The sequence below is a fragment of the Mesorhizobium sp. BR1-1-13 genome (assembly GCF_020165515.1).
GTDB lineage: Bacteria > Pseudomonadota > Alphaproteobacteria > Rhizobiales > Rhizobiaceae > Mesorhizobium.
Window position 1 is genome coordinate 596,885 of sequence record NZ_JAIUIH010000003.1, and the last position, 12,042, is coordinate 608,926.

At 63.1% G+C, this 12,042-nt stretch carries 12 protein-coding genes; 5 read left to right on the forward strand and 7 right to left on the reverse strand.

Going from position 1 to position 12,042, the window contains the following annotated elements:
* Nucleotide 1: 1 nt before the first annotated feature.
* Nucleotides 2-1,333, reverse strand: coding sequence for a dihydroorotase (locus LB533_RS10605; protein WP_140637539.1), 1,332 nt, complete (start codon nucleotides 1,331-1,333; stop codon nucleotides 2-4).
* Nucleotides 1,334-1,415: 82 nt separating this feature from the next.
* On the opposite strand from LB533_RS10605, the gene LB533_RS10610 reads away from it, so the two are divergent.
* The 3 genes from LB533_RS10610 to LB533_RS10620 all read left to right on the forward strand — a co-directional run bounded on the left by LB533_RS10610 (nucleotide 1,416) and on the right by LB533_RS10620 (nucleotide 5,114).
* Entirely contained in the window at nucleotides 1,416-2,276 is an 861-nt protein-coding gene (locus LB533_RS10610; RefSeq protein WP_140637538.1) for a YgfZ/GcvT domain-containing protein, read from the forward strand.
* Complete coding sequence (locus LB533_RS10615; RefSeq protein ID WP_140637537.1) at nucleotides 2,276-2,908, forward strand: HD family hydrolase; 633 nt, start codon at nucleotides 2,276-2,278, stop codon at nucleotides 2,906-2,908. Before LB533_RS10610 ends, LB533_RS10615 begins: the two co-directional genes overlap by 1 nt.
* Before the next feature lie 64 nt (nucleotides 2,909-2,972).
* On the forward strand, nucleotides 2,973-5,114 hold the full coding sequence (locus LB533_RS10620) for a putative bifunctional diguanylate cyclase/phosphodiesterase (RefSeq protein ID WP_140637536.1): 2,142 nt from the start codon (nucleotides 2,973-2,975) through the stop codon (nucleotides 5,112-5,114).
* 9 nt (nucleotides 5,115-5,123) lie between these two features.
* Here LB533_RS10620 and LB533_RS10625 read toward each other — a convergent pair whose 3' ends face one another.
* Nucleotides 5,124-6,014, reverse strand: a complete 891-nt coding sequence (locus LB533_RS10625; RefSeq protein WP_140637535.1) for a fatty acid desaturase family protein — start codon at nucleotides 6,012-6,014, stop codon at nucleotides 5,124-5,126.
* A gap of 113 nt (nucleotides 6,015-6,127) precedes the next feature.
* On the opposite strand from LB533_RS10625, the gene LB533_RS10630 reads away from it, so the two are divergent.
* Nucleotides 6,128-7,045, forward strand: coding sequence for a LysR substrate-binding domain-containing protein (locus tag LB533_RS10630; RefSeq protein ID WP_140637534.1), 918 nt, complete (start codon nucleotides 6,128-6,130; stop codon nucleotides 7,043-7,045).
* A gap of 19 nt (nucleotides 7,046-7,064) precedes the next feature.
* Here LB533_RS10630 and LB533_RS10635 read toward each other — a convergent pair whose 3' ends face one another.
* The 5 genes from LB533_RS10635 to LB533_RS10655 all read right to left on the reverse strand — a co-directional run bounded on the left by LB533_RS10635 (nucleotide 7,065) and on the right by LB533_RS10655 (nucleotide 11,435).
* Nucleotides 7,065-7,337, reverse strand: coding sequence for a DUF3303 domain-containing protein (locus tag LB533_RS10635; protein ID WP_140637533.1), 273 nt, complete (start codon nucleotides 7,335-7,337; stop codon nucleotides 7,065-7,067).
* A gap of 19 nt (nucleotides 7,338-7,356) precedes the next feature.
* On the reverse strand, nucleotides 7,357-8,820 hold the full coding sequence (locus tag LB533_RS10640; protein WP_140637531.1) for a RimK family protein: 1,464 nt from the start codon (nucleotides 8,818-8,820) through the stop codon (nucleotides 7,357-7,359).
* A 5-nt stretch (nucleotides 8,821-8,825) separates the two neighbouring features.
* The gene (locus LB533_RS10645) at nucleotides 8,826-9,923 is read right to left on the reverse strand and encodes a GNAT family N-acetyltransferase/peptidase C39 family protein (protein WP_140637529.1); all 1,098 of its coding nucleotides are present in this window, start codon (nucleotides 9,921-9,923) and stop codon (nucleotides 8,826-8,828) included.
* A gap of 205 nt (nucleotides 9,924-10,128) precedes the next feature.
* Nucleotides 10,129-10,920 (reverse strand): anti-sigma factor family protein, encoded by a 792-nt coding sequence (locus LB533_RS10650; RefSeq protein ID WP_140637528.1) that lies wholly within the window; start codon nucleotides 10,918-10,920, stop codon nucleotides 10,129-10,131.
* 2 nt (nucleotides 10,921-10,922) lie between these two features.
* Complete coding sequence (locus LB533_RS10655; protein ID WP_140549337.1) at nucleotides 10,923-11,435, reverse strand: RNA polymerase sigma factor; 513 nt, start codon at nucleotides 11,433-11,435, stop codon at nucleotides 10,923-10,925.
* A 215-nt stretch (nucleotides 11,436-11,650) separates the two neighbouring features.
* Between LB533_RS10655 and LB533_RS10660 the strand changes: the two genes are divergently transcribed.
* On the forward strand, nucleotides 11,651-11,902 hold the full coding sequence (locus LB533_RS10660; protein ID WP_140637526.1) for a type II toxin-antitoxin system prevent-host-death family antitoxin: 252 nt from the start codon (nucleotides 11,651-11,653) through the stop codon (nucleotides 11,900-11,902).
* The last annotated feature ends 140 nt before the right edge of the window (nucleotides 11,903-12,042 follow it).

Sequence of the window (12,042 nt, forward strand, 5' to 3'; positions counted from 1 at the left end):
GCTATGCGGGCAACGCCTCGGAGAACTCCACTGCCCTGCCCTGGCCCGGCGTCACGATCTCGCCCTCCCACATGATGCGCTGACCTCGAATGACAGTGCCGACCGGCCAGCCGGTGACTTTCTTGCCGTCATAAGGCGTCCAGCCGGCCTTCGAGCCGGCTTGTGCATTGGTGATGGTCTCGCGCCGCTTCATGTCGACAATTGTGAAATCGGCATCATAGCCGGCGGCGACACGGCCTTTCCTGGCCATGCCGAAGATGCGCTGCGGGCCGTGGCTTGAAAGATCGACGAAGCGCTGCAAGGTCAGCCTGCCGGTGTTGACGTGGTCGAGCATGATCGGCACCAGCGTCTGCACCCCGGTCATGCCCGAGGGCGATGCCGGATAGGGTTTTGCTTTTTCGGCCAATGTGTGCGGGGCATGGTCGGAACCGAGTACGTCGACAATGCCTTGCGCGATGCCGTGCCAGACGCCGTCGCGATGGCGCGGGGCACGGACGGGCGGGTTCATCTGGATCAGTGTACCGAGCCGTTTGTAGTCGTGCGCCGACAGTGTCAAATGGTGCGGTGTCGCCTCGCAAGTGGCGACATCCTTGTGCTGTTCGAGGAACAATATCTCCTCGGCCGTGGAGATGTGCAGGACGTGGATCCGGGCACGGGCGGCCCGCGTGACGCGCACCAGCCGCTCGGTGCAGCGCAAGGCGGCGATCTCGTCGCGCCAGACCGGATGCGATGAAGGATCGCCCTCGATGCGCTCGCCAAGGCGTTCGCGCAGCCGGAACTCGTCTTCCGAATGAAAGGCGGCGCGGCGGCGGGTGTTCCTGAGGATCGAGGCGACGCCTTCATCGTCCTCGACCAGCAGGTCGCCGGTGGACGAGCCCATGAAGACCTTGATCCCGGCAGCGCCCGGCAGGCGCTCGAGTTCGGCCACATCCCTGGCGTTCTCGCGCGTGCCGCCGACCCAGAAGGCGAAGTCGCAGTGCATACGGCCGGTGCCGCGCCGGACCTTGTCGGCAAGCATTTCTTCGCTGGTGGTCAACGGATTGGTGTTGGGCATTTCGAACACGGCGGTGACGCCACCGAGCACCGCCGCCCGAGATCCGGTCTCCAGGTCCTCCTTGTGCTCCAGTCCCGGCTCGCGGAAATGCACCTGGCTGTCGACGACGCCTGGCAGGATGTGCAGCCCCCGACAGTCGATCGTCTCACCGGCGGAGGCCTGGCGCAGATCGCCGATGGCGGCGATGCGCCCATTCTTCACGCCGACATCGCGTTGCCCCTCGCCGTCATGGTTGACGACCATGCCGCCTGTCAGGATGAGGTCGTAGGTGTTGGCCATGCTGATCGATCTCTTGCGGGGGGAGTGTCAGCGGCTTACGTAATGGCCAACCGTTTTGCAAGATCAGGCTTTTATCCGCCCCATGCCCTTTGCCCTGCTGAAAGACCGCGCACTCATCTCAATCTCCGGCCCTGATGCCGAACACTTCCTGCAGAACATCCTGACCACCGATCTCGACGCGCTCGGCGCCGGCGAGGCAAAACCGGGCGCGCTTTTGACGCCGCAGGGCAAGATCCTGTTTGACTTCCTGATCTCACGGGCCGGCGAAAACGCGTTCCGCCTCGAATGCCGCGCTGACGTCGCTGACGATTTCGTACGCCGGCTGATGCTGTACAAGTTGCGCGCCAAGGTCGAGATTGCCAAATCCGAACAGACGTTTGTCTCCATTGCCTGGGGAAATGAGTCAGCTCCCTCACAAAAGGATTCAACCGTGCTGGCCGACCGGCGCTTTCGCGATGAAAGCGTCACCCGCTCCTATGGCAGCGCTCGAGAGACTGACGACGGCGCCGCATGGCAGGCCTTGCGCATCGCGCATGGCATTGCCGAGAGCGGCACCGACTACCAGCTCGGCGACGCCTTCCCGCATGACGTGCTGCTCGACGAGACCGGTGGCGTCGGTTTCAGGAAGGGCTGCTATGTCGGCCAGGAGGTCGTCTCGCGCATGCAGCATCGCGGCACGGCAAGGCGGCGGGTGCTGATCGTCAGGGCCGAACGGGCCTTGCCTGATGCCGGCGTCGAATTGACCGTCGACGGGCGATCTGTGGGGACGCTCGGCTCGAATGCCGGCACGATCGGCCTCGGCATCATCCGTATCGACAGGGTCAAGACAGCGCTCGACGCCGGCCAGCCGATCCTGGCCGGAGACGTGCCGGTTACGGTGGCCATTCCACCTTTCGCCAAATTCAGCTTTCCCCAGGAAGCCGTCGGCACGGAGGAGGCCTGATGGCGGCCGACCGCATCGGTGCGCCGGCACGTGCCTGGCAGCGCATGCTGTCCGGCCGCCGGCTGGACTTGCTCGACCCCTCGCCCCTCGACATCGAGATATCGGACATCGCCCATGGGCTCGCCCGCGTCGCGCGCTGGAACGGCCAGACCCGCGGCGAGCACGCCTTCTCGGTCGCGCAGCATTCGCTGCTGGTGGAAGCGCTGTTTTGCGACCTGATGCCCGAGGCGCCGGCGGACGCCCGGCTTATGGCGCTGCTGCACGATGCGCCCGAATATGTCATCGGCGACATGATTTCGCCGTTCAAGTCGGTGATGGGCGGCAGCTACAAGGACTGTGAACTGCGCTTGCAGCGCGCCATTCATCTGCGCTTCTCGCTGCCGCCAGAACCAGGTGCAGGCCTGCGCAAGGAGATCAAGCGCGCGGACCAGATCGCCGCCTATTTCGAGGCAACGCTGCTCGCCGGTTTTTCGACCGCCGAGGCGACCGAGTTCTTCGGCCGTCCGCGCGGCTTCAATGCCGAGCGCTTCGATTTCACGCCGCGCTCGGTAACCTGGGCACAGAATGCCTTCCTGAAGCGTTTTTCCGCGATCGAGAGGTCGCGGCGCAAGGTTACTGCAGCGGTAGGGTAGAAAACGCTAAATTAACCGGAACGGCTGACACTGCGGTGTTCGATCACGTCCGCAGGCGCGCCCCATGCCCGTCGGTGACATCAAGGATGGTCCGGCCGTCCCGAAACGGGAGGCCGGAGGCATGGACCGCTCGCGCCGCATGGAAGACGAGCTGCGTGCGCAGAACGAACGCTTCTCGGCCGCCGTCGAGAACATGTCGCATGGCCTTTGCATGTTCGACGCCGACGAGCGCATGATCATCTGCAACGGTAATTATATCAACATCTTCTGCCTCGACGCCAACGTGGCGCAGCCGGGCATCCGTTTCATCGACATCCTGCGGCACAGCGTCGATGTCGGCATCGCCTCGCAAAGCGCCGAAGAACTTTACGCCATCCGCAAACCCTATATCGATGGAGCGAAACCCTCGACCTATGAGGAGGCGCTCTCTGATGGACGCATCATCAGCATCTCGCACCGGCCATTGGCATCGGGCGGCTGGGTTTCGATCTACGAAGACATCACCGAGCAGCGGCGCGCCGAACAGGATCTCAAGGAACAGCATCGCCGCTTCGACGCGGCGCTCGCGAACATGTCGCAGGGCCTGCTGATGTATGACGCCGGCGGCAGGCTGATCGTGCGCAATCAGCGCATCCTGGAGCTTTATGGTGTGACCGAGGTGGATCTGCCGCTCGGCATGACTCACCGCGAGCTCCTCGAACGGCTGGTGCGCCTTGGCGTCTATGCGCCCATAGATGTCGAGGACGAAGTTTCGAGGACCGAGGCCCGCGTGCTGGCCGGCCAGACGCGGTCGACCCCCCGCCGGCTTGCCGACGGACGAACGCTGATGGTTGCCCGCCGGCCGATGAGCGGCGGCGGCTGGGTCGCCACTTTCGACGACGTGACCGAGAGCAGGCTTGCCGAGGAGCGCATGACCCATCTTGCGCATCACGACGTGCTGACTGGGCTGCCCAATCGCTCGATGTTTCGCGACCGGCTCGACCGGGCACTGGAGGATGCGGCCGCGGGACCGCTGGCAATCTTCTCCCTCGACCTCGACCGCTTCAAGGCCGTCAACGACACGTGGGGACATCCGGCCGGCGACCGGCTGCTGAAAGGCGTGGCCGCAAGACTGCTGCGCTGCGTGGGCAACGACGCGGATATCGTGGCCCGTTTTGGCGGTGACGAATTCGTCATCGTCCAATTCAATGTCGAGGGACTGGCCAGTGCGGAAAAACTGGCAAAACGCATTGTCGAGGCCATCGCCAAACCGTTTCATGACAAGAGCCGGGACATGCATGTCGGCGTCAGCCTTGGCATCGCGCTTTCTCCCGGCGATGGCAGGGACGCCGATACATTGCTGACAAACGCCGACATGGCGCTCTACCGGGCAAAAAGCGAAGGGCGCAATTTGTACCGTTTCTTCGAGCCCGGCATGGATGCCACGGTGCGCGCGCGCCGGGCGCTTGAGGCCGATCTCGATACGGCGCTGCCGAGCCGGGAATTCGATCTCGATTTCCAGCCGATCATGGCCATCGCTTCGGGCGAGATCGTCGGCGCCGAGGCCCTGATGCGCTGGCATTCGCCGTCGCGCGGCACGGTGGCGCCGGATGAGTTCATTCCGGTCGCCGAGGAAACCGGGCTGATCGTGCCGCTTGGCGAATGGGCGCTGAGGAAGGCCTGTGCGACGGCAGCAGCCTGGCCGCCTGGCCTGCGCCTTGCGGTCAATGTCTCCGCCGTGCAGCTCAAAAGCGGCGGCTTTGCTCGCAGCGTCATCTCTGCCCTGGCCTTTTCAGGCGTGCCGGCCGGACGACTGGAACTGGAGATCACCGAAACCGTCCTGATGGACGAGAGCAAAGACGTCCTGAGGAGACTGCGACAGCTGCGCGAACTCGGCATCCGCATCGCGCTCGACGACTTTGGCACCGGCTATTCCTCACTCGGCTATCTCAGGCGCTTTCCCGTCGACAAGATCAAGATCGACCGTTCCTTCATTTCCGATATCGGCAATCGCGACACCGCGGCGATCGTGCGCACGATCATCGGGCTGGGCACCGAACTGGGCATCACGGTCACCGCCGAAGGCGTAGAAACCGAAGCACAGCTCGACATGCTGCGCCGAAACGGCTGCGCCGAGGCGCAAGGCTATCTGATTGGCGTGCCGTCAAACGCGGCGGGGATTCGGCACCTGTTGAAATCGAGCGCGGTGCGCAGCCAGACCGGCTGACGGCATAAATCAGCGCAGCGTCTCGATGTATTTTTCGTGGAAGCTGACATAACCCGGCTCGACGACCTTCAGATGCCGCTCGATCAGCGCGTGAAACTCCGGCAACCGGTGGAAGGGCACGCCCGGATAGGCGTGATGCTCGGCATGGAAGGGCATGTTCCAGGCAAGCTTGCGCACAGCCCAGTTGGTCAGCGTCGTCCTGGTATTCTCCAGCATGTTGGCGACGAAGGGGCAGCGGCCATGCTCGGCCAACAGGTAGAGCCGCAAGAACGGCTGGCCGAGCAGCGCGGGAAAGATCCAGACATGGAGCAGCACCGTTGCCTTGAACCATAGCGCGAGCATCAGCACGACGGCATAGAAGGCAATCATCGCGCGCGCCTCGGCGCGTACCTTCGGACGCCCCTTGCGGGGCACGTAGTTGTCCTGGCAACGTCCCATGGCATTGGCGTGGAGCGTCTTCAGATGCCCCAACCACACTGGAAGTCCGGAAACGTGGACCAGGTACTGCCGCCAGGTTTCCGGTTTCGGGAAGGCCAGCTCCGGATCGCGTTCGGGATCCTGGGTGAAACGGTGATGGGCGAAATGGAAATAGCGGAACCAGTCGGCCGGCAGCGCGATCGCCAGGCTGCAGACGCGCGCGACGGCGTCGTTCAGCCATTGCCTTTCGAAAGCCGTGCGATGCACCGTCTCATGCAGCAGCGTGAACAGGAATACGATCAGTATGCCTTGCGGCAGCATCAGCAGCGGCCAGAACGGCACCTTGGCGGCGATCAACGATCCGAGGAGCATGATCGCGCCGAGGTGGAACGCGAGCTGAACAAGGCCAGGCCCATCCGACTTGCCGGTCAGCCGGCTGCGCTCCTCATTCGTCAGGGAGGCGATCACGTCACGATGGTCCATGGGAGCATTCCGGCCGATTGCGTTTGTTCAACCAGGATACTCCTGCAAGAAACCTTTCTAAAAACGAGGATTTCTGCAAAATAGATAAGCTGAACTTGTCTTTGGTCATCGCCATGGTCGCACTTCCTTCGTTACGGGGTCTTCAGGCTTTCGAGGCGGCTGCGCGCACCGGCAGCTTCGCCGCGGCGGCGGAAGAGCTTTCGGTCTCGGCCGCCGCAGTCAGCCAGCTCATCCGCATCGTCGAGGAGCAAGTTGGCCGCAAGCTCTTCCACCGCGCCAACCGGCGTGTCGTCCTGAGCGAGGCTGGCGTCGAGATGCTGCCCCGATTGACCATGGCCTTCCAGGAAATCGGCAGCGTCTCGCGCCAGCTTGCAGGCGATGCGTTCCGCCCGCGGCTCGTCGTCTCAGTCCCTCCGTCCATGGCCATGGGCTGGCTTTCCGAGCGCCTTGCCGGCTTCATCGCCATCCATGGTGCCGTCGACATATCTCTCAGGGGGGATGACGACCCGGTGTCGTTCGACCGCGACCTGATCGACGTCAGGCTCTCCTACGGTCCGCACTATCGTGAGCACCCGATCGAGGACATTGTCCAGGACGCGGTCTATCCCGTCTGCGCGCCGAAGCTTGCCAGCGTGCTGGAGGCGGATGGCGGTCCGCTCGCCGGGCTGCCCCTGATCCACACCGACTGGGGACCGACCGGCGCATCCTTTCCCTCATGGCGCAGCTGGTTCGAGGCGGCCGGCATCGCGCCTGGGCGCGGCATTCAGCGCGGCCTGTCGGCAAACTCCTCGCGCGCGGCGCTCGACCTCGCCATTTCGGGACTGGGCGTGGCGCTGGCGCAAGGGATCTATTGCGCCGAGGCCGTGGAGGACGGCCGGCTGGTCCGGCCCGTCGCCAGGGCGATTGCGCTGCGCCAGCCCTATTGCCTGACGATTCCGCAGCGGAGCGCGAGAAGAGACGTCGTGGCGGCATTCCGTGACTGGCTGGTTGATGAATGCCAGCGCGTGGTGGGCTCGCCGGCGCTCCGCTGAGCCGTTAAGCGGCGACAGTTCAGAGGTGCCCGCTCAATGCTTCGACCATGTCCTTGTTCGCCGCCACCGGCACGATCTCGAACTCCACCAGATCCGCCCACTCGATCACCCAGCGCTGCAGCAGAGTGACGTCGTCGGTCTCCACCAGCAGGAAACAGCGGCTCATGTCCGCCGCGATCCAGCTATGGTGCACCAGAAGCTCGTCGGGCTTCAGGCGGCCGCGATCGCGGAAGCGGCGGTAGATCTCCTTGCGGTCGCAGCCGCGAAAATCCTCGGTCACCAAAAACAGCATCTCTGCCCCGCTTGAATGATTATCGGCCCGGCCGCTCCAAACGCTCCAGGAACCATTGCGTCAGCCGTACCCAGACCTCGTCCTTCTCGCCGGAGTCCTCCCAGCCATGATCGAGGTTGGGATTGTCGTTGACCTCGATGACGAAGACGCCGTCCTTGGTTTCCTTGAGGTCGACGCCGTAGAGGCCGTCGCCGATGCAGCGCGCCGCCTTGACTGCCGTCTCGACGACATGGGGTGGCGTCTCCTTCAGCGTGAAGGTCTTGATGCCGCCCTGGTCGGGCTTGCCGCTGGCCTTGTGGTTGACGATCTGCCAGTGCTTCTTGGCCATCAGGTAGTGCACGGCAAACAGTGGCTGGCCGCCGAGCACGCCGACACGCCAGTCATATTCGGTCGGGATGAATTTCTGCGCGATCAGAAGGTCGGAATCCTCCAGCCATTCGGTGGCGAGCGTCTTCAATTCCTCGAAATTGGCGCATTTCTTGACGCCGCGCGAGAAGGAGGAATCCGGGATCTTCAGCACCAGCGGAAAACCCAGCGTCTGCGCCGCCAGCTCAAGGTCGGAAGCGCCGGCTATCATCACGGTCGGCGGCACCGGCACCTTGTTGTAGGCCATCAGCTCGTTGAGATAGACCTTGTTGGTGCAGCGGATCATCGACAGCGGATCATCGATGACCGGCATGCCTTCCTGCTGGGCGCGGCGCGCGAAACGATAGGTATGATTGGAGATCGAGGTGGTCTCGCGGATGAACAGCGCGTCGTAATTGGCGAGCTTGGCAAGATCCCTCTTGGTGATCGGCTCGATTTCGACGCCCATCTTTTCGGCGATCCTGGCCCAGTAGCGCAGCGAGGAGATTTCCGAGGGCGGCAATTCCTCGTGCGGGTCGACCAGCGTGGCGAAGGTGTAGCGCGCCGGCGTGCGGCCCTTGGTGTCGCGCCATTCGCGGTTGGTGTAGGTCTCCAGGCATTGCAGGAAGAAGCTCTCCTCCTCCTCGGTCATGCGGGCCAAGGGATGAAAGCCGATCTTGCGGATCGAGGCCCACTCGGCGCTGTCCTTGATGTGGACCTCAAGCGCCGGCGCGCGGAACCAGTCGAACAGGAGCTTGGCGAATCGGTCCCACACCTTGGACGGACCAATGCCGAAGAAGATGCAGACCTTCGCCGGAAAAGCGCCGCCAAGATCCTTGCGGCACTTGTTGAGCGCCAGCTCCAGTTCGGGCAGCGCATGTTCGTAAAGCTTGCGCTCCGACAGATCGATCATGGTTTCTACGGTCGGGATGACCTTGTGGCCGCGCGAACCCGCCAGCAGCGAGGCATAATAGCCGCGGCTCTGGTAGCCGTAATTGTTCGATAGGTTGATGACTTTGGGACGCTGGCCGCGAAACAGCGCCGGATGCGCGAGATAGTCGCGGTTGGTGATGATCTTGTGCGGTGTCGCCACCTGGTCGAGATCGCTCTGCCGGCCAGTTAAGATAACCCAGGTCATTGTTATCAGCGCTTCCCCAGAGTGATGGCGGCGCGCAGTCCGTCGCGGCCGAACTGCGCCATATTCATAAAGATGCCGTAAGGCACGGGAATGTTGGCGGCATCAAGGATGGTCTCCTGCCTCTCGTCCTCGACCCAGGGATCGTGGATCAGGATATGGTCGCCGTCGTCGCCGATGGCCAACACCCAGTGCGGCACCTTCTTGCCGAACATCAGGAAGCCGCTGATCAGCACCAGCACCAATTTTCCTTTCGCGATCGCGGCGCGAATGTCGTCGATGGTGAATGAACGGTAATTCACCGGGATGCCGTAAAGTTCCGCGCGTCGGCGAAAGTCGACCTGGGCCAGTTCCATCACCCGACGCTTGTCCGCGCTGCGCACCGATTGCAGAAATAACGCGCCGTAGAACGACACGTAAATCTCGGCCGCAAGGCCGCTCTCATAGCCGGCGACCGCGAGGCCGAACGGCTCGCAGCCACCCGGGCCCGACATCATGAAGACGGTCGTCGCTTCGCGCCAAAGACGAATTTCCCTGACCGGATCCGGTACGAAGTCATGATCGAAATTGGCCATGGCCATCATCAGGCAGCAGGGACCGCAAGTGAATTCGCAGGTCTGCTGGTAGAACGGCACGCTGGTGGCGACCGGAAGTTCGCCGCGCAAGGTTTTCTCGTAGCGCAGCGCCGTGGCGCCGTCTTCGTAGTAGTCGGGTTCGCGGCCGATCTTGCGGTAGCCGGCCTGCTCGTAGATGCCGATGGCACGGGCATTATCCTCCCGCACTTCTAGGCGCAGCATCATGCGGTCGTGCTCGAAGGCCGCCTCCTCCGCCGCCATTAGCAACCGGCGGCCGATGCCGAGGGCGCCAAAAAAGGGACTGGTGGCGATCGAATAAAGGCGCGCCACGCCGCTGCCCTTGCGAAACAGCACAATCGCATAGCCGGCGACGCGGCCATCTCTTTCGGCGACCAGCGTCTCGGCGGTCTCACGCTCTATGAACTGTCGGAAGGAGCGACGGGAAATGCGGTCGCTGGAGAAAACAGCTTTCTCGATGGCGGCGAGATCATCGACGTCAGTCGCGCGGGCCGTGCGGATCTCGGCAGGCATGCGGGCTTGGAAAACCTCGATTGGGTTGTGATGAAGGCCCTATTCGAAACGTCCGGACAGCAGCCGAAAACGGCAGCGTCCATCAAGCGCTATCGCACCTCGATTCGGGCCGAATTGTGACAGATTCGGCGCCGGCCCGACGGGATGAAGGCTTCGAACAAGGTCGCCGTTTTCGGGTAGCGGCGCTGCCAAAAAACGATCCTGTTCAACTCGACAGACCGGCCAGAAGCTGGCTGTAGGCGCTCTTGGCCACAATCGCCAATTTCTCTTGCGGCACTGAGCCGACGACAGCGCAACCATAGCCCTTGTCAAGCCAGTAGACGGCCTGAGGGCCGGCTTGCTCCGAAGCGTAGGTTCCCCTGGCGTTCTCCACCGATTCGGCCGTCACAAAGAGCGATATGCGCTCGCCCTTGTCGTCTTCATAGAGCAGCATTGCCGCCTTGCTCTCGCCGGCCGGCAGCAACCTGCCGCCGACCAGTTGGAACCCGCTGCCGGTCAAGTCCGGCGCAACCAGCTTCAATCCGACCCGGTTGGACAGCCAGGTCAGCAGATGGTCCTTGTCGCTTGCCGGCACTTCCACCGCATGCCGCTTCTCGGCGGCATAGATGACATGCGCGGCGATCGCCTGCTCGGCCAACTGATCCTCGGCCTGATCTTCCCGGCCAATACCGTCGCTGCCGGCAAAGTAGCCGCCAAGCCCGCCCGCGGCCAGTAGACCGGCAGCGGCGGCGGCAAGCCACCAGCGCGAGCGTGGCATTGGCGCCCTGGCTGGCGTCTCGCCAAGCACCACCTTGCGCAAGCGCACCGGCACCGGCTCGTCGATCACGCCAGCGAAGGCGTCTCGCAATGCCGCCCTGTCGGCGATGAAACGGGCGCTTTTCGCCTTCATCTCGGGAGTGGCGTCGAGCCATGCGTCATAGGCGGCGCGCTCATCGGCCGGCAACTCGCCGTCGAGTGCCATGTGGATGTCGCGTTCGGAGAAATCGCGGCGGATCATTTCTAGACGATCCTTATCGAACGGCGGCGTGCCGTGTCGTCCAGCAGTCCGCGCAACTCCTCGCGCCCGCGTGCAATGCGCGACATCAGCGTTCCGGCCGGCACTCCCAGGATGTTGGCGGCCTCGGCATAGGAAAAGCCTTCGATCGCGACCATGACGAGCGCTGCACGGCGGTCGGGGCTGATCGCCTGCAATGCGTCGACGATCTCGCGCGAGGCGATGCTTTCCACCTGCTCGGCCGGCTGTGCAACCGCCTCGCCCGCTTCCAGCGGAAGCATCGCGGCTTCGCCGCGCCGATTCACTTTGCGCATCTGGTCAATGAACAAATGGTGCATGATCGTAAACAGCCACCTCCTGGGGCTTTCTCCCGTCTGCCAGTTGTCGAGCCGCATGAGGGCCCGTTCGAGACAGTCCTGGACGAGATCGTCGGCGGCGTCGCGGTCTCGCAACAACGAGCGTGCGTAGCGGCGCAGGCGCGGTATTTCGCCGAGGATTGCTGCCTTCTTTTCGTCCATGACCGCTGGTTTTCGGAATTGCCCTATTCATCAGATTGAACGCGCCTTCGCGGCGCGACGCAAGCAGCCAGTGCGAAGCGGTCCACCGCCCCGGTCACCCAAGCAATGATGTAACGATGGGAGCGGCAGGTTTATTCCCGGGGCATACCGGGTTGCCTAACTAGGTATTCTAGGTATTCTAGGTATAACAGGTGAATTACGTAAATGGTGGCGCTATGAAGCAATTTTCCTTTTCAGACATGAACCGCGTGTCCGGCGAGATCCTCGAGACGGCAATGATCGAGCCTGTTGCTCTCACCAAACGCGGCAAGGAGAAGCTGGTCATTTTGTCAGCCGACCAATACCGGCGACTCGTCGGTTCGCCTCAGGCCGTTGCTTACACACTTGAGGGCGCCCCGGACGAAGTTCACGATGAACTCATGTCTGGACTGGAGGCCATCACAACCACTGACGAGCTGGATGCTTAAATCCGGCGACTTGCTTCGATACTATTATTTGTGGGCGCGGGAGGCCGACACGGGCGAGGAGTCCGGCCGCAAAGCGCGACCCGTCTGCATTGTGGGAGAACGCCGACCACGCCCGCCGCACTGTTTCTGTTCCCACTTAC